At 70.6% G+C, this 20,239-nt stretch carries 17 protein-coding genes; 11 read left to right on the forward strand and 6 right to left on the reverse strand.

Going from position 1 to position 20,239, the window contains the following annotated elements; all coding sequences use genetic code 11:
* Window positions 1-102: 102 nt before the first annotated feature.
* The 4 genes from ACZ7DL_RS06255 to ACZ7DL_RS06270 all read left to right on the forward strand — a co-directional run bounded on the left by ACZ7DL_RS06255 (window position 103) and on the right by ACZ7DL_RS06270 (window position 6,674).
* A complete protein-coding gene (locus tag ACZ7DL_RS06255; RefSeq protein ID WP_470771794.1) occupies window positions 103-1,911 on the forward strand; it encodes an ABC-F family ATP-binding cassette domain-containing protein in 1,809 nt (602 codons plus the stop codon).
* Window positions 1,912-2,146: 235 nt separating this feature from the next.
* On the forward strand, window positions 2,147-3,958 hold the full coding sequence (locus tag ACZ7DL_RS06260; protein ID WP_470771797.1) for an outer membrane protein assembly factor BamB family protein: 1,812 nt from the start codon (window positions 2,147-2,149) through the stop codon (window positions 3,956-3,958).
* Between the two features lie 73 nt (window positions 3,959-4,031).
* Window positions 4,032-5,813: an outer membrane protein assembly factor BamB family protein gene (locus tag ACZ7DL_RS06265; protein WP_470771798.1), complete on the forward strand. Its 1,782-nt coding sequence runs from the start codon at window positions 4,032-4,034 to the stop codon at window positions 5,811-5,813.
* A 174-nt stretch (window positions 5,814-5,987) separates the two neighbouring features.
* On the forward strand, window positions 5,988-6,674 hold the full coding sequence (locus ACZ7DL_RS06270) for a helix-turn-helix transcriptional regulator (protein WP_470771800.1): 687 nt from the start codon (window positions 5,988-5,990) through the stop codon (window positions 6,672-6,674).
* Window positions 6,675-6,796: 122 nt separating this feature from the next.
* Here the strand turns inward: ACZ7DL_RS06270 and ACZ7DL_RS06275 are convergent, their stop codons facing one another.
* Window positions 6,797-7,141, reverse strand: a complete 345-nt coding sequence (locus ACZ7DL_RS06275; RefSeq protein ID WP_470771801.1) for a hypothetical protein — start codon at window positions 7,139-7,141, stop codon at window positions 6,797-6,799.
* Window positions 7,142-7,162: 21 nt separating this feature from the next.
* Window positions 7,163-8,854, reverse strand: coding sequence for a sodium:solute symporter family protein (locus tag ACZ7DL_RS06280; protein ID WP_470771803.1), 1,692 nt, complete (start codon window positions 8,852-8,854; stop codon window positions 7,163-7,165).
* A 180-nt stretch (window positions 8,855-9,034) separates the two neighbouring features.
* Between ACZ7DL_RS06280 and galT the strand changes: the two genes are divergently transcribed.
* Genes galT through galK form a run of 3 tightly spaced genes read left to right on the forward strand, consistent with a single transcriptional unit; the run spans window position 9,035 to window position 12,218 of the window.
* Window positions 9,035-10,096 (forward strand): galactose-1-phosphate uridylyltransferase, encoded by a 1,062-nt coding sequence (gene galT, locus ACZ7DL_RS06285; protein WP_470771805.1) that lies wholly within the window; start codon window positions 9,035-9,037, stop codon window positions 10,094-10,096.
* On the forward strand, window positions 10,093-11,055 hold the full coding sequence (gene galE, locus ACZ7DL_RS06290; RefSeq protein ID WP_470771806.1) for a UDP-glucose 4-epimerase GalE: 963 nt from the start codon (window positions 10,093-10,095) through the stop codon (window positions 11,053-11,055). The genes galT and galE overlap by 4 nt, the downstream gene beginning before the upstream one ends.
* Window positions 11,055-12,218, forward strand: coding sequence for a galactokinase (galK, locus tag ACZ7DL_RS06295; RefSeq protein ID WP_470771808.1), 1,164 nt, complete (start codon window positions 11,055-11,057; stop codon window positions 12,216-12,218). The genes galE and galK overlap by 1 nt, the downstream gene beginning before the upstream one ends.
* A gap of 7 nt (window positions 12,219-12,225) precedes the next feature.
* On the opposite strand, the gene ACZ7DL_RS06300 is transcribed toward galK, so the two are convergent.
* Entirely contained in the window at window positions 12,226-12,681 is a 456-nt protein-coding gene (locus tag ACZ7DL_RS06300; protein ID WP_470771993.1) for a GNAT family N-acetyltransferase, read from the reverse strand.
* A 310-nt stretch (window positions 12,682-12,991) separates the two neighbouring features.
* Between ACZ7DL_RS06300 and ACZ7DL_RS06305 the strand changes: the two genes are divergently transcribed.
* Window positions 12,992-13,759, forward strand: coding sequence for a LuxR C-terminal-related transcriptional regulator (locus ACZ7DL_RS06305; RefSeq protein WP_470771809.1), 768 nt, complete (start codon window positions 12,992-12,994; stop codon window positions 13,757-13,759).
* Here ACZ7DL_RS06305 and tamR read toward each other — a convergent pair.
* Window positions 13,718-14,215, reverse strand: coding sequence for a MarR family transcriptional regulator TamR (tamR, locus tag ACZ7DL_RS06310; RefSeq protein WP_470771811.1), 498 nt, complete (start codon window positions 14,213-14,215; stop codon window positions 13,718-13,720). The genes ACZ7DL_RS06305 and tamR overlap by 42 nt on opposite strands.
* Window positions 14,216-14,304: 89 nt before the next feature.
* On the opposite strand from tamR, the gene ACZ7DL_RS06315 reads away from it, so the two are divergent.
* Window positions 14,305-15,117: a trans-aconitate 2-methyltransferase gene (locus ACZ7DL_RS06315; protein WP_470771813.1), complete on the forward strand. Its 813-nt coding sequence runs from the start codon at window positions 14,305-14,307 to the stop codon at window positions 15,115-15,117.
* 1 nt (window position 15,118) lies between these two features.
* A complete protein-coding gene (locus ACZ7DL_RS06320; protein ID WP_470771815.1) occupies window positions 15,119-15,478 on the forward strand; it encodes a VOC family protein in 360 nt (119 codons plus the stop codon).
* Between the two features lie 4 nt (window positions 15,479-15,482).
* Here ACZ7DL_RS06320 and ACZ7DL_RS06325 read toward each other — a convergent pair whose 3' ends face one another.
* Together ACZ7DL_RS06325 and ACZ7DL_RS06330 are read right to left on the reverse strand one after the other, a co-directional pair.
* Entirely contained in the window at window positions 15,483-16,157 is a 675-nt protein-coding gene (locus ACZ7DL_RS06325; protein WP_470771817.1) for a TetR/AcrR family transcriptional regulator, read from the reverse strand.
* The gene (locus ACZ7DL_RS06330; RefSeq protein WP_470771819.1) at window positions 16,154-17,161 is read right to left on the reverse strand and encodes an acyl-CoA desaturase; all 1,008 of its coding nucleotides are present in this window, start codon (window positions 17,159-17,161) and stop codon (window positions 16,154-16,156) included. The genes ACZ7DL_RS06325 and ACZ7DL_RS06330 overlap by 4 nt, the downstream gene beginning before the upstream one ends.
* A 304-nt stretch (window positions 17,162-17,465) precedes the next feature.
* Here ACZ7DL_RS06330 and ppc point away from each other — a divergent pair, with 304 nt between their 5' ends.
* Complete coding sequence (ppc, locus tag ACZ7DL_RS06335; RefSeq protein ID WP_470771821.1) at window positions 17,466-20,198, forward strand: phosphoenolpyruvate carboxylase; 2,733 nt, start codon at window positions 17,466-17,468, stop codon at window positions 20,196-20,198.
* Window positions 20,199-20,239 lie beyond the last annotated feature (41 nt).

Consider the following 20,239-nt stretch of genomic DNA (forward strand, 5'->3'; position numbering starts at 1 on the left):
CAACCCCCTCGCGCCCCGCCTCTCACCCCCGAAGCCCTACGCTAGAAGGCTGACCCCCGCGGCGGAGCCGCACATCGATACAGCCGCGCGCACAGGAGTGAAATGGCCGTCAACCTGGTCAATGTCGAGAACGTCAGCAAGGTGTACGGCACCCGTGCCCTGCTGGACGGCGTCTCGCTCGGTGTGCAGGAAGGGGACCGGATCGGGGTCGTCGGGCGCAACGGCGACGGCAAGACCACCCTCATCCGGATGCTCGCCAAGGTGGAGGAGACGGACACCGGGCGGGTCACGCACTCCGGGGGCCTGCGGCTCGGCGTGCTCACGCAGCACGACTCCCTGGACCCCGCGGCCACCGTCCGCCACGAGGTCATCGGTGACATGGCCGACCACGAGTGGGCGGGCAACGCCAAGGTCAGGGACGTGCTGACCGGGTTGTTCGGCGGGCTGGACCTGCCGGGCTTCCCGAAGGGGCTGGACACCGTCATCGGACCGCTCTCCGGTGGCGAGCGGCGCCGGATCGCGCTCGCCAAGCTGCTCATCGAGGAACAGGACCTGATCGTCCTGGACGAGCCCACCAACCACCTCGACGTCGAGGGCATCGCGTGGCTCGCCGAGCACCTGCGCAACCGCCGCTCGGCGCTGGTGTGCGTGACGCACGACCGGTGGTTCCTGGACCAGGTCTGCACCCGCATGTGGGACGTGCAGCGCGGCGATGTGTACGAGTACGAGGGCGGCTACTCGGACTACGTCTTCGCGCGCGCGGAACGCGAGCGGATCGCCGCCACGGAGGAGGCCAAGCGGCAGAACCTGATCCGCAAGGAGCTGGCCTGGCTGCGGCGCGGCGCCCCCGCGCGTACGTCCAAACCGCGCTTCCGCGTCGAGGCCGCCAACGAGCTGATCGCGGACGTACCGCCGCCCCGGGACAGCAGCGAGCTGATGAAGTTCGCCTCCTCGCGGCTCGGCAGGACGGTCTTCGACCTCGAGGACGTCACCGTGCAGGCCGGCCCGAAGGTGCTGCTCAAGCACGTCACCTGGCAGCTCGGGCCGGGCGACCGGATCGGCCTGGTCGGCGTCAACGGCGCCGGAAAGACGTCCCTTCTGCGCGCCATGGCCGCGGCCGCGCGAACCGAGGGCGAGGAGCAGCCGGCCGGCGGCCGCATCGCCGTCGGCAGGACCGTCAAGCTGGCCTACCTCTCCCAGGAGGTCGCCGAACTCGACCCCACCTGGCGGGTGCTGGAGGCCGTACAGCGGGTCCGGGAGCGCGTCGACCTCGGCAAGGGCCGCGAGATGACCGCCGGTCAGCTGTGCGAGACGTTCGGCTTCACCAAGGAGAAGCAGTGGACGCCGGTGGGTGATCTGTCCGGTGGTGAGCGGCGGCGGCTCCAGCTGCTGCGGCTCCTCATGGACGAGCCCAACGTCCTCTTCCTGGACGAGCCCACCAACGACCTCGACATCGAGACCCTCACCCAGCTCGAGGACGTCCTCGACGGCTGGCCCGGCTCGATGATCGTCATCTCCCACGACCGGTTCTTCGTGGAGCGCACGACGGACCGGGTGTTCGCCCTCCTCGGCGACGGCGCCCTGCGGATGCTGCCGCGCGGCATCGACGAGTACCTGGAGCGGCGGCAGCGGATGGAGGAGGCGGTCGCCGCACAGGCCGCCGTCGCGGCGCCCAAGCCGGCCACGCAGGAGAAGAGCGCCGCCGACCAGCGTGCCGCCAAGAAGGAACTCCAGAAGATCGAGCGCCAGTTGGACAAGATCTCCGAGAAGGAGTCCAAGCTGCACGCCCAGATCGCCGACAACGCCACCGACTTCGCGAAGGTGGCCGAACTGGACGCCCGGTTGCGGGATCTGGCCGGGGAGCGTGAGGAACTGGAGCTGCGCTGGCTGGAACTGGCGGAGGACGCCTGACCACTCACTCCTCGCACGGAGGGGGCGCGTGCGCCGCGTGAAGGGGGCGTGAAGGCGCATAACGACGGCATCACGGGCCGGTCCTCCCTTGGGAACAGGGGAGGACGCGGCCCCCTGTGCTGTCTGTGCCGGGTGATAGAAAGAGCCGTCTGAGAACTGTCTTCAGAACGACCTTGGGTCCGTCACGAACCTCAGGGTGTGGCTAAAAATCAGTGAACGAGGGGGAAGAGCGCTGATGACTCAGCCGCCCAACCAGCCGCCGCAGGGCGGGTTCGGAGCACCGCAGGACCAGCCGCCGCAGGGTGGCGGTTTCGGCCCCGCCCCGCAGACGCCACCGGCACAGGGCGGTTTCGGTGCCGCCCCCCAGACGCCGCCGGCGCAGGGCGGTTTCGGCGCACCCCAGCCGCCCGCCGCGCCCCCGCAGCAGCCCCAGCCGGGCTACGGCTACCCGCAGGCGCCGCAGCAGCCGGGTCCGTACGGCGCCACCCCGGGCCCCTACGGCCATCCGCAGCAACCCCCGCAGCAGCCGGGCCCGTACGGCAGCCCGCAGCCCGGCTACGGCCACCCGCAGCAGCCGCCGTACCCGGGCATGCCCGGCGCCGTGCCCGGCGGGTCCGTCCCGGGCGGGCAGGGCTCCCGGAAGAAGACGGCGCTGATCATCGGTGCCGCGGTGGCCGCGCTGCTCGTCATCGGCGGCGCGGTGTTCGCGTTCACCGGCGGCGATGACGGTGGCGGCAAGAAGAAGCCCGTCGCCGGGCCGAGCGACGACCCCAAGCACTCCGCCTCCGGTTCGCCGACCGCGTCCAGCGGCGGTGCGGACCCGGAGAACCTCAACGGGGGCCGCCAGGCGGGCGAGGCCAAGGTGCTCTGGTACAAGCCGGCACCGGACGCCCCGGCGTCGGGCGCCGACGCGCCGGGCATGTGGATCACCGGCGACACGGCGGTGAAGGCGGCGTACAAGCAGGTCTTCGCCTTCAGCACCGGTGACGGCGGCACCGCCTGGGGGCCGGTCGACTTCCCGCAGAAGATCTGCGCGGTCACCCCGCAGAAGTCGGCCGACGACAAGGTCGTCGTGGCGTACATGAACAGCGGCGGCGACCGTGCCAAGTGCAACCAGCTCCAGCAGCTGGACCTGCGCACCGGCACGAAGGGCTGGAGCGGCGAGGTCGCCGACGGCGGGCTGTTCGACAGCGCGCTCAACATCGAACTGACGGTGAGCGGCAAGACGCTGATGGTGGGCCGCTCGCAGTCGGGCACGGCGTACGACATGGACAGCGGCAAGAAGCTGTACGACAAGAAGAGGTACGGCGCGGCCTGCTTCCCGGCCGCCTACGCGGGCGGCACCGACCGGCTGATCCAGGTGGCCTCCTGCGGTGTCGGCACCGGCAAGGAGCACGAGGAGATCCAGGAACTCGACCCGGCCACCGGCAAGGTGCGCTGGACCCAGCAGGTCAAGAAGGGCTGGGAGGTGAGCCGGGCGTACTCGGTCGACCCGCTCGTGGTCTACCTGACCAACCGGGACAAGAAGGCCTGGAACATCTCCACCTTCACCAAGGACGGCAAGTTCCGTTCGGAGGTGAAGGTCGACGAGAAGTTCGCGCCCCGCTGCGGCTGGGCGATCCTGGAGCGCGAGCTCCAGGGCTGCCAGGGTGTCGCGGTCGACGCCGACACGCTCTACCTGCCCACGGACGCCACCATCAGCGCGAACGAGATCGTCGCGATCAGCCTCTCCGACGGCAAGGCGAAGTGGCGGGTGAAGTCCCCGGCGGACGAGCCGATGTCGCCGGTGAAGGTCGAGGGCGGCAAGCTCATCGCGTACGTGAAGCCGTCGTACGACACGGGCGGCCAGGTGGTGTCGATCCCGGTCACCGGCTCCTCCCACAAGGCGACCGCACTGCTTCGGCACCCGCAGAGCGCGGCCGAGGTCGAGAACTCCTTCTTCGACGGTGTCGTCGAGTGGACCGGCGGGCGGTTCTTCATCTCCGAGGGCCGGCTGTCCGGTGACGACGACGCGAAGGAGAAGCTCATCATGGCCTTCGGCGACTGAGCCCGGCGCACCGCTCCCGGCTTCCATCCCGTCCCCTTCCGAGACCCTTACGCCGTCCCGAGGTACCCGCGCCATGACCCAGCCGCCCCCGCCGCCCCCGAACCAGCCGCCCCAGCCGCCGTCCCAGCCCCCGCAGCCCCCGCAGCCCGGCTACGGCTACCCGCCGGTCCCGCCTCAGCAGCAGCCGGCCCAGCCGCCGCAGCCCGGTTACGGCTACCCCGGCGCCCAGCCGCAGAACCCGTACGCCCAGCAGACCGCGGCGTACGGCCAGCAGCCGGTCGGCTACGGCGCCCAGCCGCAGAACCCCTACGCCCAGCCCACCCAGCCCATGCAGGCGGTGCCGCCGGGCTACGGCTACCCGGGCCAGGGGCAGCCGCCGACCGTGCCGATGCAGCCGCAGCCGGTTCCGGGCGGCGGCGGGCGGAACAACACCGTGCTGTTCATCGTCGTCGCGGCGGTCGTCGCCATCGCGCTGATCGTCGTCGGCGGCGTCTGGTACGCCTCGTCGGGTGACGACGGCAAGCAGCACCACGAGGTCTCCTCCGGCGGCGGCACCGGTGGCTCGGGCGGCTCCGGGGGCTCGACCGGTGGTGGCGGCAAGGAGAAGGCGCCGGCCGACCCGGCCTCCAAGCTGCTCTTCCAGGTGCCGCTGCCCAAGACGGACGAAACGGTCGTCACCTCGGGCTCGTGGCTGACGGACACGGTGTACGCCAAGAGCGGCATCGCGGAGATCGTCGGCTACGACCCGGCCAAGGGCACCGAGCTGTGGACGGTCAAGCTGCCCGGCCCCGTCTGCGCGGTCAGCAGCCACGTCAACGAGGACGGCCGCACGGCGGTCGCCTTCCAGCCGAAGATGCCCACGAAGGACTCCTCCGCGGGGTGCAGCCAGGTCGCGGCGATCGACCTCGCCGCGGGGAAGAAGCTGTGGACACAGTCGCTCAAGTCCGGTGACTACCCGATCACCTTCCAGAACGTGACGGTCGCTCAGCACACCGTCGCGGTCGGCAGCTCCGACGGCGGCGCCGCGTTCGACATCGACTCCGGCAAGACGCTGTGGCAGCCCAAGCCGGACGACACCTGCTACGACGCGGGGTACGGCGGCGGCAGCCGGCTGGTCGCGGTCCGCAAGTGCGGCCAGTACGACAACCGCCAGCTGCACATCCAGACCATCGACCCGAAGAGCGGGAAGGTGATCTCCGAGTACAAGATGCCCGACGGCATCCAGTACGCCGCCGTCCTCTCCACCGACCCGCTGGTGGTCGCGGCCGACGTCGGCGACAGCGCGGGCGACGGCAGCGGTGTCTCGGACTACTTCTCCATCGACGGCAAGACCGGCAAGCTGCTCGCCCGTATCTCCGCGCCCGGTGACACCTACAAGGGCCGCTGCGACGGCCTCACCCGGATCGAGGGCTGCTCGCAGATCGTCGCCGGCGACGGCAGGCTGTACCTGGCGACCGAGGAGCACGACGGCTCGGGCGAGTACAGCAAGACCAACGAGATCGTCGCCTTCGACCTGAAGACCGGCAAGCCGACCGGCCAGCGCGCCGAGGCCGGCGACGGCTACACGCTCTCGCCGCTGCGCATGGACGGCGGCAACCTCCTCGCCTACAAGTCGCCGCCGTACAACAAGGGCGGGCAGGTCGTCAGCATCGACGGCGGTTCGTTCAAGTCGGTCAAGCTGCTGGAGAACCCCGGCACGCGGAACGTGCACGAGGCGGAAACGCGCCTGCTGCCCGAGTACGCGGAACTCCTCTTCGGCAAGGGTCGCCTGTACATGTCGGCCGTCTACGCCCACAAGAGCAGCTCGTCGTACGGCAGGGAATACCTGGTGGTGGCGTTCGGCACCGGCGACTGACCGGTTTTCCGCCCCCGCGCCGGCCTCGCCCGAATGGGTGACTTGCCGAGAAGTGCCCCGGATTTCATCGATCCGGGGCACTTCTCATCGAGAGGGGCAGCGCGACGTCGAACAAGCGTGTAGCTTCCGGGGGCATGAAGGGCGGGGGTGCCGGGGGGACTGGGGGGTTGCTCTATGGGAGTGCGGCTCATGGTCGTCGACGACCATCGCCTGCTCGCGGAGGCGCTGGCGTCGGCGCTCAAGCTGCGCGGGCACCGGGTGCTGGCCGCGGCGGCACCGGCCGCGGGCGCGGCGGATCTGGTGATCGCGCGGTCGCCGGAGGTGTGCCTGCTGGGTACGGCGGCACCGGCCGAGCCGGGGATCTTCGACCCGGTGGTGAAGATCAAACGGGACCGTCCGCAGGTCGCGGTGCTGGTGCTGGGCCCGGTGCCGTCGCCGCGCGGGATCGCGGCGGCCTTCGCCGCGGGGGCGTCGGGGTACGTGCGGCACGACGAGCGGATCGAGGGGGTCGAGCGGGCCATCATGAAGGCCCGCGCCGGTGAGGCGGCGGTGGCCCCGCAACTGCTCCAGGGCGCCTTCAGCGATCTGCTGAACCCCGCCGCGCAGCCCGACGACGAGGCTCAGCGGCTGCTGGAGATGCTGACGCCGAGGGAGGTGGAGGTGCTGGTGCGGGTCGCCGACGGGGAGGACACCCGGCTGATCGCGGCCGGGATGGGCATCGCGCCGAGCACCGCGCGTACGCATGTGCAGCGGGTGCTGATGAAGCTGGGCGTCGGATCGCGCCTGGAGGCGGCGGCACTGGCCGCGCGGACGGGGCTGCTGGACCGGGCGGGCCCCGTGCGGGGCGCCGGCCCCGAGTAGGCACCCGGGGCTGCGGCCGGGCGCGGCTACGACGGCGTGGGGCGCCCCGAAGGGGCGCGGGGAACTGCTCGACCAGCCCCCACGCGCCCGCACTGGGCCCACGGCCTGCCGGCCCTCGGCGCTTACTCCTTCTCCCGCTCCTCCGGCAGACCCTCCGGAGGAAGCGGCGGGGGCGTCGGCCGCAGCTTCAGCCAGGCCAGGAAGAACAGGCCCAGCAGCAGCATGCCGATGCCGGTCCACAGGTTGATGTTGACGCCCTCGGCCTTGTCGATCGCGGCCTGGGAGTCGGTGATGCCGGTGATCGTGACGATGACGCCGTAGACGACGAACAGGCCGCCGATGATGCGGCGCAGGTCGAAGATGCGGGCCGCGGTCGCCGACTTGGTCTCCAGCTCGGAGACCTCGCGCTGGACGTCCTCCTCGGTGTAGTGCGGGGGACGGTGCGGGTGTTCGGGGTGCTCGGTCATGGTTTCCTCGGTCCTCCCGCGTCAGAACGAGAACGGGATGTAGCAGGCGGCGGCCAGGATGACCGCTCCCCAGCCCAGCAGGGCCGGCTTGCGGTACCAGGCCTCGTCACCGGGCGCGGGCGGTTCGGACATGCCGGGGGAGCGGGTGCCGTAGACCAGGCCCTGGAGCTCCGCGTCCGGCTTCGGCCGGGTGAACAGGGACACCGCGACCATCACGACCGCGCCGGCGACGAAGCCCGCGATCGCGGAGACGAAATTGGCGCCCTGGTCGGAGGGGATGGAGATGATGTCTCTCTTGTAGAGGACGAAGTAGTTGATCATCGCCGTGACGGTGCCGGCGAGCAGCCCCCAGAAGCCGGACTTCGCGGACGCGCGCCGCCAGAACATGCCGACGATGAAGACGACGAACATCGGCACGTTGAAGAAGGAGAACAGCGTCTGGAGGTAGCTCATGATGTTCGAGAACGAGGACGCCAGGAACGCCGTGCCGACGGACGCGCAGACGCCGATCGCGGTGATCAGGCGGCCGAACCGCACGTAGTACGCGTCCTCGCGGCCCCGCACCACGTACTTCGCCCAGATGTCGTTGGTGAACACGGTGTTGAAGGACGACACGTTCGCCGCCATGCCCGCCATGAAGGCCGCCAGCAGACCGGTGACGGCGATGCCGAGCACACCGTTGGGCAGCAGCTCCTGCATCAGGTAGGGGATGGCGTCGTTGTACTGGTAGCCGGAGGCGGGCGTGCCGAACTTCGGGATGAGCGCGGCGGCGACCAGGCCCGGGATCATCACCAGGAAGACGATGAAGATCTTCGGGTAGGCGGCGATCAGCGGGGTGCGCTGGCCGGCGGAGAGGTTCTTCGCGGACAGGGCGCGCTGCACCTCGGCGAAGTTGGTGGTCCAGTAGCCGAAGGAGAGCACGAAGCCGAGGCCGAGGACGATGGTGAGCCAGTTGGCGCCGAGCGGGTTGGCCTGGCCGATGCCGGTGCCGCCCCAGGCCGTGGTGAAGTCGGCACCGTGCTGCGCGGTGAGCTTGTCGGTCAGGCCGCCCCAGCCGCCGGCCTTCTTCAGGCCGAGCACGGTGATCGGGATGAGCGCGGCCAGGATCACGAAGAACTGGAGCACCTCGTTGTAGATCGCCGAGGACAGGCCGCCGAGGGTGATGTACGCCAGGACGAAGGCGCCGGCGACGACGATGGCGACCCACTGCGGCCAGCCGAGGAGGGCCTCGACGACGATCGCGAGGGCGTAGAGGTTGACACCGGCGATCAGGATGGCGGCGAATGCGAACAGGATCGAACTGAGCAGGTGGGCGGCCCGGTCGAAGCGCAGCAGCAGGAACTCGGGGACCGAGCGGACCTTGCTGCCGTAGTAGAAGGGCATCATCACCAGGCCCAGGAAGACCATGGCGGGGATGGCGCCGATCCAGTACCAGTGCACGGTGTAGGCGCCGTACTGGGCGCTGTTGGCGGCCATGCCGAGGATCTCGGTGGCGGCCAGGTTCGCGGAGATGAAGGCCAGGCCGGTGATCCAGGCGGGCAGCGAGCGTCCGGAGAGGAAGAAGTCGAGGCTGGTCTTCACCGACCGGCGGGCGGCGAAGCCGATGCCGAGGACGACCACGAAGTAGATCACCAGGATCGTGTAGTCCAGCCAGTTGGTGGGGAGCCGTAGCTCCGCCGCCAGGTAGGTGGAGCCGTATGTGGGGGTTTGCATGAAGAACTCGCTTCTTTGCGCGAACTGATCAGAGCGGAACCTACGCCTCCGCGTTCAGTAATTGAACACTTCTGTTGGTGTTCTTTGTTTGATTGTGATGAACCCAGATGTTGTCGGGTTGTGGTCTGTTATGTTTGATTGTGTTGAGTGGTTGGGTGCGGGACGTAGAGGAGTCCGGCGTTGAAGAAGACCTCGACACGGCTGGCCGACGGTCGTGAGCTGATCTATTACGACCTTCGGGACGACACCGTGCGGGGCGCGGTCGACCGCCGCCCGCTGGACCGTACGGTCACCACGTCCGAGATCCGCCGTGATCCGCTGCTCGGCGACTCGGTCGCGGTCGCCTCGCACCGGCAGGGCCGCACCTACCACCCGCCGGCCGACGAGTGCCCGCTGTGCCCGACGCGGGGCGATCGGCTCAGCGAGATCCCGGACTCCTCCTACGACGTCGCCGTCTTCGAGAACCGCTTCCCCTCGCTGGCGGGCGACTCCGGCCGCTGCGAGGTCGTCTGCTTCACCTCCGACCACGACGCCTCCTTCGCCGACCTCACCGAGGACCAGGTCCGGCTGGTGCTGGACGCCTGGACGGACCGCACCTCGGAGCTGTCGCATCTGCCCTCCGTCGAGCAGGTGTTCTGTTTCGAGAACCGTGGTGCCGAGATCGGTGTGACCCTGGGCCACCCGCACGGACAGATCTACGCCTACCCGTTCACCACTCCGCGCACCGCGCTGATGCTCCGCTCGCTCGCCGCCCACAAGGAGGCGACCGGCGGGGAGAACCTGTTCGACGCGGTCCTCCAGCGGGAACTCGCCGGTGAGCGGGTCGTCCTTGAGGGTGAACACTGGGCGGCGTTCGTGCCGTACACCGCGCACTGGCCGTACGAGGTCCACCTGTACCCGAAGCGCCGGGTCCCGGATCTGCTCGCGCTCGACGAGGCGGCGCGCACAGAATTCCCCCAGGTCTATCTGGAACTCTTGAGGCGCTTCGACCGGATCTTCGGCACGGGTGAGCCTCCGACGCCGTACATCGCGGCCTGGCACCAGGCCCCGTTCGGCGCCTTGGCGGAGTTCGACGGTGTGACGCGGGACGACTTCGCGCTCCACCTCGAGCTTTTCACCATCCGCCGCACTTCCGGCAAGCTGAAGTTTCTCGCGGGTTCCGAGTCCGGCATGAGCGTGTTCATCAACGACGTGCCGCCGGAGCGCGCGGCCGAGCGACTGCGAGAGGTAGCGAGTTCATGAAGTACCTGGTGACGGGTGGCGCGGGATACGTCGGCAGCGTCGTGGCGCAGCATCTGCTGGAGGCCGGCCACGAGGTCATCGTCCTCGACAACCTCTCCACCGGCTTCCGCGAGGGCGTGCCCGCCGGTGCCGCGTTCATCGAGGGCGACATCCGTGACGCCGCCAAGTGGCTCGACCCCTCCTTCGACGGCGTGCTGCACTTCGCCGCGTCCTCGCAGGTCGGCGAGTCGGTGGTGAAGCCGGAGAAGTACTGGGACAACAACGTCGCCGGCAGCATGGCGCTGCTCTCCGCGATGCGCGAGGCCCGCGTCCGCAAGCTGGTCTTCTCCTCCACCGCGGCCACCTACGGCGAGCCGGAGCAGGTCCCGATCGTGGAGAGCGCGCCGACGAAGCCCACCAACCCCTACGGCGCCTCCAAGCTCGCCGTCGACCACATGATCACCAGTGAGGCGAACGCCCACGGCCTGGCCGCGGTGTCGCTGCGCTACTTCAACGTGGCCGGCGCGTACGGCGCCCACGGCGAGCGCCACGACCCCGAGTCGCACCTGATCCCGCTGGTCCTCCAGGTCGCCCAGGGCCGCCGCGACGCGATCTCGATCTACGGCGACGACTACGCCACCCCCGACGGCACCTGCATCCGCGACTACATCCACGTCGCGGACCTCGCCGAGGCCCACCTGCTCGCGCTGACGGCCGCACGGCCGGGCGAGCACCTGATCTGCAACCTCGGCAACGGCAACGGCTTCTCCGTCCGGCAGGTCATCGAGACCGTCCGCGAGGTCACCGGACACCCGATCCCCGAGGTGGTGGCCCCGCGCCGGGGCGGCGACCCCGCGGTCCTGGTCGCCTCCGCGGACACCGCCCGCGAGAAGCTGGGCTGGAACCCGTCCCGCGCGGATCTCGCGGGGATCGTCGCGGACGCGTGGGAGTTCGCGCAGAGCATCACAAGGGAGCACTAGTGGGGGCACAGCAGGTCGCGGAGCGCTTCGCCGAGCTGTACGGGGCGCAGCCGGAGGGCGTGTGGGCGGCGCCGGGCCGGGTCAACCTGATCGGCGAGCACACCGACTACAACGACGGCTTCGTCATGCCGTTCGCGCTGCCGCACCAGGCGGCCGCGGCCGTCTCCCGCCGGGACGACGGCGTCCTGCGCCTGCACTCGGCGGACATCGAGGGCGGGTCCGCGGAGATCACCGAACTGCGGCTGGACGCCCTCGCGCCGCAGAGCGACGCGCACTGGACGGCGTACCCGGCGGGCGTGGTCTGGGCGCTGCGCGAGGCCGGGCACCCGGTCACCGGCGCCGACGTCCACCTGTCCTCCACGGTCCCGACCGGCGCGGGCCTGTCCTCGTCCGCCGCCCTGGAGGTCGTGATCGCCCTCGCGCTGAACGACCTGTACGGACTCGGTCTCCAGCGCTGGAAGCTGGCCCGCCTGTGCCAGCGCGCCGAGAACGTCTACGTCGGTGCCCCGACCGGCATCATGGACCAGACGGCCTCGGCCTGCTGCGAGCAGGGCCACGCGCTCTTCCTGGACACCCGAGACCTGTCCCAGCGGCAGATCCCCTTCGACCTCGCGGCCGAGGGACTGCGCCTGCTGGTGGTGGACACCCAGGTCAAGCACGCCCACAGCGGCGGCGAGTACGGCAAGCGCCGGGCCGGCTGCGAGAAGGGCGCGGCCCTGCTCGGCGTCGACGCCCTGCGGGACGTCGAGTACGCCGGCCTGGACGCGGCCCTCGCCCGCCTGGGCGACGAGGAGGAGGTCGTCCGCCTGGTCCGGCACGTCGTCACCGAGGACCGCCGGGTGGAACGCGTCGTCGACCTGCTGCACGCCGGCGACGCCCGCGCGATCGGCCACGTCCTCACCGAGGGCCACGCCTCCCTGCGCGACGACTTCCGCATCTCCTGCCCGGAGCTGGACCTGGTCGTCGACACCGCCCTGGCGAACGGCGCGCTCGGCGCCCGGATGACCGGCGGCGGCTTCGGCGGCTCGGCGATCGTCCTGGCGGAGGCCACGGACGTGGACAGCCTCACGAAGGCGATCGAGGAGTCCTTCGCCGGGGCCGGATTCGCCGCCCCGCGCGTCTTCGAGGCGGTGCCGTCGGCGGGCGCCCGCCGCATCGCCTGATCCTCGGTCAGCCCAGCCTCTTCGTCAGAGTGAACTCGGTGATCCCCGGCGGGTAGTCGGGGATCACGCACACCACCTCGTAGCCCTGCTTGCGGTAGAACTCCGGGGCCTGGAAGTCCCAGGTCTCCAGGCGGGAGGCCGTGCAGCCGCGGTCGGCCGTGGCGATGCGCTCGGCCTCGGCGAGGAGACGCGCGCCGAGGCCGGTGCCGCGATGGACGGCGTCGACCCACAGGTAGGTGATGTGCAGCCAGCTCGTCCAGGTGTGACCGACCAGGCCGCCCGCGAGGTCGCCGGCGGCGTCCAGTGCCCAGACGTGCAGGGGTGCCTCGCGTTCGCCGGGGGTGCCGCGCAGGGCGGCCAGCACCGGGGACGCCGCCGTGTTGGTGTCCCGCAGCCGCGAGCGGAGCAGATCACGTCGGACTTTGTCGACTTCCGCCTCAATACGAAACATGCGGCACACCATAAACGCCCCGGACGGCCAGTTCTGCAAATCTCCTTCCGCTGCGTGCTCCCATCCGTACTCTGTGGAACAGCACCGGTGGGGGCCGGTGCCGCTCAGGGGGCGAGACAGGCGGATACGACGCCTGCGGTGGGGGCAGCAGTTTCCGCGACGGCGGCGGCCGAGCGGTTGCGCGTCCTTGTCCGTGGGTGTCGTATCCGTGCGGGTCGTCGTTCCCCGAACCTTTTCCGGGCTTGTCCGGACCGGCCAGTTCCGGAGCCTTCCGGACCTTGGGTATCCCCTGCTCCGCGTGGAGCCTGGGGAAGGGGGTTTCGTGGTTCGCATCCGAGTCCTGGTCGTGGACGACCACCGGATCTTCGCCGAGTCGCTCGCGGCCGCCCTGGCCGCCGAGCCCGACGTCGACGTCTTCGCCGCCGGCAGCGGCCCGGCCGCGCTGCGCTGCCTGGAGCGGGCGGCCGGCGAGGGCCGCCGCTACGACGTCCTGCTGGTCGACGCCGACCTGGGCGGAAACCTGCCCGGCGTCCGCCCGGCCGTACCGGTGCAGGAGGGCAACGAGGACGGCCTGGTCGACGGGATCTCGCTGGTCGCCGGGGTCCGGGCCGCGCAGCCCGCGGTACGGATCGTCGTCCTCGCCGAGAAGGACGACCCGCGCCGCGCGGCCCTCGCGCTCCAGGCCGGAGCCTGCGGCTGGGTCGCCAAGGACTGCTCGCTGTCCCGGCTGCTGACGGTGATCCGCGGCGTGCTGCGGGACGAGACCCATCTGCCGCCCGCGCTGCTCACCGGGGTGCTCAAGGAGCTGACGGCCGCGCGCAAGCACCGCACCGAGAGCGAGCGGCTGGTGGAGTCCCTCACCCCGCGGGAGCGGGAGGTGCTCCGGTGCATGGTCGCCGGCCTCGGCCGCAAGGCCGTCGCCGAGCGGCTGTTCCTCTCCCCGCACACCGTCCGCACCCATATGCAGAACGTCCTCGGCAAGCTGGGCGTCCACTCCACGCTGGCCGCCGTCGCGCTCGCCCGGCGGGCCGGGGTGGGGCCGGTGGACCTAGCCGGGGATGTTGTCGAACGGGGCGGTCAGCTGGCGTAGCAGCCCCGCCAGCTCGGCGCGCTGGGCGCGGGACAGCTCGGCGAGGATCGCCCTCTCCTGCTCCAGCAGCCCCGCCAGCGCCTGGTCCGCGCGGTCCCGGCCCTCGTCGGTCAGCCGGACCAGCACGCCCCGCCGGTCGCTCGGGTCGGGCAGCCGCTCCACCAGGCCCTTCTTCGCCAGCCGGTCGATCCGGTTGGTCATCGTGCCCGAGGTGACCAGGGTCTGCGTCAGCAGCTGACCGGGGGAGAGCTGGTACGGCGTGCCCGCGCGCCGCAGCGCGGTCAGGACGTCGAACTCCCAGGGCTCCAGCTGGTGCTCGGCGAACGCGAGCCGGCGGGCGCGGTCCAGGTGCCGGGCGAGTCGGCTCACCCGGCTGAGCACTTCCAGCGGATCCACGTCGAGGTCCGGACGCTCCCGGCGCCACGCTGCGACCAGCCGATCGACCTCGTCCTCCATGGAGATCAGTGTAGTGGTTGTGTCGACATGAAGTCTCTTGATATCAAGTCTCTTGACATCGAGAGAAATGGGCGGGGAGAGTGGAGGACATGACGACCCCCACCTGGGACCCCGCCCAGTACCTCCGCCACGCCGGCCACCGGGCCCGCCCCTTCGCCGACCTCCTGGCCCGCGTCCCCCCGCCGCCCGGCGACCGCCCCCGCATCGCCGACCTCGGCTGCGGCCCCGGCAACGTCACCACCCTGCTCGCCGACCGCTGGCCCACCGCACACATCACCGGCTACGACAACGCGCCCGAGATGCTCGACAAGGCCCACGTCGACCACGAGGGCCCCACCGCGGGCGGCGGCCGGCTGGACTTCACCCACGCCGACCTGCGCACCTGGACGCCCGAAGAGCCGTACGACCTGATCGTCTCCAACGCCACCCTCCAGTGGGTGCCGGGCCACGCCGACCGGTTCGGCGACTGGATCGCCGCCCTGGAGCCCGGCGGCACCTTCGCCTTCCAGGTCCCCGACAACCTCGACGCCCCGCTGCACGTCCTGATGCGCGGCCTCGCCGCCACCCCCCGCTGGCGAGCCCGCCTCGCCGACGTCCTGCGCCGCACCGACTCCGTGCACACCCCCGGCGCCTATCTGGACCGCCTCATCCGCCTCGGCTGTGCGGCCGACGTGTGGCAGACGACGTACTTCCATGTCCTTCAGGGTGAGGACCCGGTGCTCGACTGGGTCAAGGGCACCGGCCTGCGGCCCGCCCTGACCGCGCTCGCCGACGACCCCGAGGCACAGGAGGCGTTCCTCACCGAGTACCGGGACCTGCTGCGGACGGCCTACCCGGCAACGCCCCATGGCACGGTCCTGCCGTTTCGGCGGCTGTTCGCCGTCGCCGTGAAGGGAGAGTGAGATGCTCGTCGCCCTCGACCACATCCAGCTGGCCGCACCGCCCGGCTCGGAAGACACACTGCGGGCGTACTACGCCGACGCCCTCGGCATGACGGAGATCCCCAAACCACCGGTGCTCGCGGCGCGCGGCGGATGCTGGTTCCGGGCGGGGGCCGTGCAGCTCCACCTGGGGATCGAGGAGGACTTCAGGCCCGCGAGAAAGGCCCACCCCGGGCTGCGGGTGCCGGACATCGAGGCGTACGCCGCCCGGCTCACCGCCCACGGGGCACCGGTGACCTGGGATGACAACCTGCCCGGCCAGCTGCGCTTCTACTCCGAGGACCCCGTCGGCAACCGGCTGGAATTCCTGCAGCCGCGCTGACCTCTCAGCTCTTGCGGTGACCTATCAGCCGCGGCTTCGGCTCCAGCCCGTCCAGGCCGTGCCACGCCAGGTTCACCAGATGCGCCGCCACCTCCGCCTTCTTCGGCCGGCGCACGTCCAGCCACCACTGGCCGGTCAGCGCGACCATGCCGACCAGCGCCTGGGCGTACAGCGGAGCGAGCTTCGGGTCGAAACCGCGCGACTTGAACTCGCGGCCCAGGATGTCCTCCACCTGGGTGGCGATGTCCGAGATCAGCGAGGCGAAAGAGCCCGTCGACTGCGGAATGGGAGAGTCCCGGACCAGGATGCGGAAACCGTCCGTGTACTCCTCGATGTAGTCGAGCAACGCGAACGCGGCCTGCTCGCACAGCTCGCGGGGGTGGCCGGCGGTCAGCGAGCTGGTCACCATGTCCAGCAGGCGCCGCATCTCGCGGTCGACCACCACCGCGTACAGCCCCTCCTTGCCACCGAAATGCTCGTACACCACCGGCTTGGACACCCCGGCCTTCGCCGCGATCTCCTCCACCGACGTGCCCTCGAAACCTTTCGCCGCGAAGAGGGTGCGACCGATCTCCAGCAGCTGCTGGCGGCGCTCGGCACCGGTCATACGGGTCCGGCGGGTCCGCCGAGGCTTGTCACTGGGAGTGCTGCTGGAATCGGTCGCCACGGCGTCAATCATGCCGCCTCGGCCGTCTCCCTCCGGCGCCGGGAGCGGTCATCTCCGGTGGCACGGCGCGAATCGATACGCGAGCGTGACGGCCAGCGCACGTCGTACGCCCAGCCGAGCCGCTCGAAGACACGGATGAAACGGGCAGACGAGTCGAGCTGGCCGCGCATCACCCCGTGCCGCGCCGAGGTCGGGTCGGCGTGGTGCAGGTTGTGCCAGGACTCGCCGCAGGACAGGATCGCCAGCCACCACACGTTGCCCGAACGGTCCCGCGACTTGAACGGCCGCTTGCCCACCGCGTGACAGATCGAGTTGATCGACCACGTCACATGGTGCAGCAAAGCCACTCGCACGAGTGAACCCCAGAAGAACGCGGTGAACGCGCCCCACCAGGACATCGTCACCAGACCGCCGATCAGCGCCGGCAGCGCCAGCGACAGCGCCGTCCACAGCACGAACTGGCGCGAGATCGCCCGGATCGCCGGGTCCTTGATCAGATCCGGCGCGTACTTCTCCTGCGGGGTCTGCTCCTCGTCGAACATCCAGCCGATGTGCGCCCACCACAGGCCCTTCATCAGTGCCGGAACCGTCTCGCCGAACCGCCACGGAGAGTGCGGATCACCCTCCGCGTCGGAGAACTTGTGATGCTTGCGGTGATCGGCCACCCACCGCACCAAAGGCCCCTCGACCGCCAGCGAACCCATGATCGCCAGCGCGATCCGCAGCGGCCGCTTCGCCTTGAACGAACCGTGGGTGAAGTACCGGTGGAAACCGATCGTGATGCCGTGGCACCCCAGGAAGTAGAAGAAGACCAGCAGGCCCAGATCGAGCCAGCTCACCCCCCAGCCCCAGGCCAGCGGCACGGCCGCCACCAGTGCCAAGAACGGCACGGTGATGAACAGGAGCAGCGTGATCTGCTCGATCGAACGCTTCTGCTCGCCGCCCAGCGTGGCGGAGGGAGGGCGTGTGTCGGTGGCCTTACGGGCTTCTTCGATCACATCGGAACTTGAGGTCATGCGCGTCCCCTGTGGGGTTCGAGGGTCGAGACGATGCCGGGCCGCGGGAACCGAGGGGGACTCGGCGGTTCCTTCCCTACGGTTCCGTAACCTACGGCGTCGTAAGTATGGCAGCGTGTCGTGCCGCGGCAAGAGCCCCAGAGCCTGCGCGTCCGCATCGCCACCTATCCTTGGACTCGGTCGGACAGCGCGGTCCGCTGAAGTTTCCCTTCCCGGACGCTCCGGCCCCTATGCGGCGCTCGCCGCGTGGCAGCCGGCCGGGTTCCCCTCCAGACGAGCTTCAACACTGCAAGGAGCCGCACCTGTGAGCAGTGCCGACGACCAGACCACCATGACCAGCAGTGAGCTGCGCGCCGACATCCGCCGGCTGGGTGACCTCCTGGGCGAGACCCTCGTACGGCAGGAAGGCCCCGAGCTCCTCGAACTGGTCGAGAAGGTCCGCCGCCTCACCCGCGAGGACGGCGAAGCCGCCGCCGAGCTGCTGCGCGGCACCGAACTGGAGACCGCGGCCAAGCTGGTCCGCGCCTTCTCCACCTACTTCCACCTCGCCAACATCACCGAACAGGTACACCGCGGCCGCGAGCTGCGCGCCAAGCGCGCCGCCGAAGGCGGCCTGCTCGCCCGGACGGCCGACCGCCTCAAGGACGCCGACCCCGAGCACCTGCAGCAGACGGTCCGGAACCTCAACGTCCGCCCGGTCTTCACCGCCCACCCCACCGAGGCCGCGCGCCGGTCGGTCCTCAACAAGCTCCGGCGCATCGCCGCGCTCCTGGAGGAGCCCGTCCTCGACTCCGACCGGCGCCGCCACGACGTCCGCCTCGCCGAGAACATCGACCTCGTCTGGCAGACCGACGAGCTGCGCGTCGTCCGGCCCGAACCGGCCGACGAGGCCCGCAACGCCATCTACTACCTGGACGAGCTGCACGCCGGCGCGGTCGGTGACGTCCTGGAGGACCTCACGGCCGAGCTGGAGCGGGTCGGCGTCAAGCTCCCCGACGACACCCGCCCGCTCACCTTCGGCACCTGGATCGGCGGCGACCGCGACGGCAACCCCAACGTCACCCCCCAGGTCACCTGGGACGTCCTCATCCTCCAGCACGAGCACGGCATCAACGACGCCCTGGAGACGATCGACGAACTGCGCGGCCTGCTCTCCAACTCCATCCGCTACGCCGGAGCCACCGAAGAGCTGCTGGACTCCCTCAAGACCGACCTGGAGCTGCTCCCCGAGATCAGCCCCCGCTACAAGCGCCTCAACGCCGAGGAGCCCTACCGGCTCAAGGCCACCTGCATCCGGCAGAAGCTGGAGAACACCAAGCAGCGCCTCGCCAAGGGCACCCCGCACGAGGAAGGCCGCGACTACCTCGGCACCGGCGAGCTGCTGAAGGACCTGCGGATCATCCAGGCATCCCTGCGCGAGCACCGCGGCGGCCTCTTCGCCGACGGCCGCCTCGCCCGCACCATCCGCACCCTGGCCGCCTTCGGCCTCCAGCTCGCCACCATGGACGTCCGCGAACACGCCGACGCCCACCACCACGCCCTCGGCCAGCTCTTCGACCGGCTCGGCGAGGAGTCCTGGCGCTACGCCGACATGCCCCGCGACTACCGGGCCAAGCTCCTCGCCAAGGAACTGCGCTCCAGGCGGCCGCTGGCCCCCACCCCCGCACCCGTGGACGCGGCCGGGCGGAAGACCCTCGGCGTCTTCGAGACCGTCAAGAAGGCCCTGGAGGTCTTCGGCCCCGAGGTCATCGAGTCCTACATCATCTCCATGTGCCAGGGCGCCGACGACGTCTTCGCCGCCACCGTCCTCGCCCGCGAGGCCGGCCTCGTCGACCTGCACGCCGGCTGGGCCAAGATCGGCATCGTCCCGCTGCTGGAGACGACGGACGAGCTGAAGGCCGCCGACACGATCCTGGAGGACATGCTCTCCGACCCGTCCTACCGGCGCCTGGTCGCGCTGCGCGGCGACGTCCAGGAGGTCATGCTCGGCTACTCCGACTCCTCCAAGTTCGGCGGCATCACCACCTCCCAGTGGGAGATCCACCGCGCCCAGCGCCGGCTGCGCGACGTCGCCCACCGCTACGGCGTACGCCTGCGCCTCTTCCACGGCCGCGGCGGCACCGTCGGCCGCGGCGGCGGCCCCTCCCACGACGCGATCCTCGCCCAGCCCTGGGGCACCCTCGAAGGCGAGATCAAGGTCACCGAGCAGGGCGAGGTCATCTCCGACAAGTACCTCATCCCGTCCCTGGCCCGGGAGAACCTGGAACTGACGGTCGCGGCCACCCTGCAGGCCTCCGCCCTGCACACCGCGCCCCGCCAGTCCGACGAGGCCCTCGCCCGCTGGGACGCGGCCATGGACGTCGTCTCCGACGCCGCCCACGCCGCCTACCGGCGCCTGGTCGAGGACCCCGACCTGCCGACGTACTTCCTCGCCTCCACACCGGTCGACCAGCTCGCCGACCTCCACCTGGGCTCGCGGCCCTCCCGCCGCCCCGGCTCGGGCGTCTCGCTCGACGGCCTGCGCGCCATCCCCTGGGTGTTCGGCTGGACTCAGTCCCGGCAGATCGTCCCCGGCTGGTTCGGCGTCGGCTCCGGCCTGAAGGCCCTGCGCGAGGCCGGCCTGGACACCGTCCTCGACGAGATGCACCAGCAGTGGCACTTCTTCCGCAACTTCATCTCCAACGTCGAGATGACCCTCGCCAAGACGGACCTGCGGATCGCCCAGCACTACGTCGACACCCTCGTCCCCGACGACCTCAAGCACGTCTTCGACACCATCAAGGCCGAACACGAGCTGACCGTCCGCGAGGTCCTCCGGGTCACCGGCGAACAGGAACTGCTCGACGCCCAGCCCGTCCTCAAGCAGACCTTCACCATCCGCGACGCCTACCTGGACCCGATCTCCTACCTCCAGGTCGCCCTGCTCAAGCGGCAACGCGACGCCGCCGCGGCCGGCGTGAGCCCCGACCCGCTGCTCTCCCGCGCCCTGCTCCTCACCGTCAACGGTGTGGCGGCCGGCCTGCGCAACACCGGCTGACCCGCGGAAACACCGAAAGGGTGCCCCCGAGGTCCTACGAC

It is taken from the genome of Streptomyces sp. NPDC036984, from assembly GCF_055607665.1.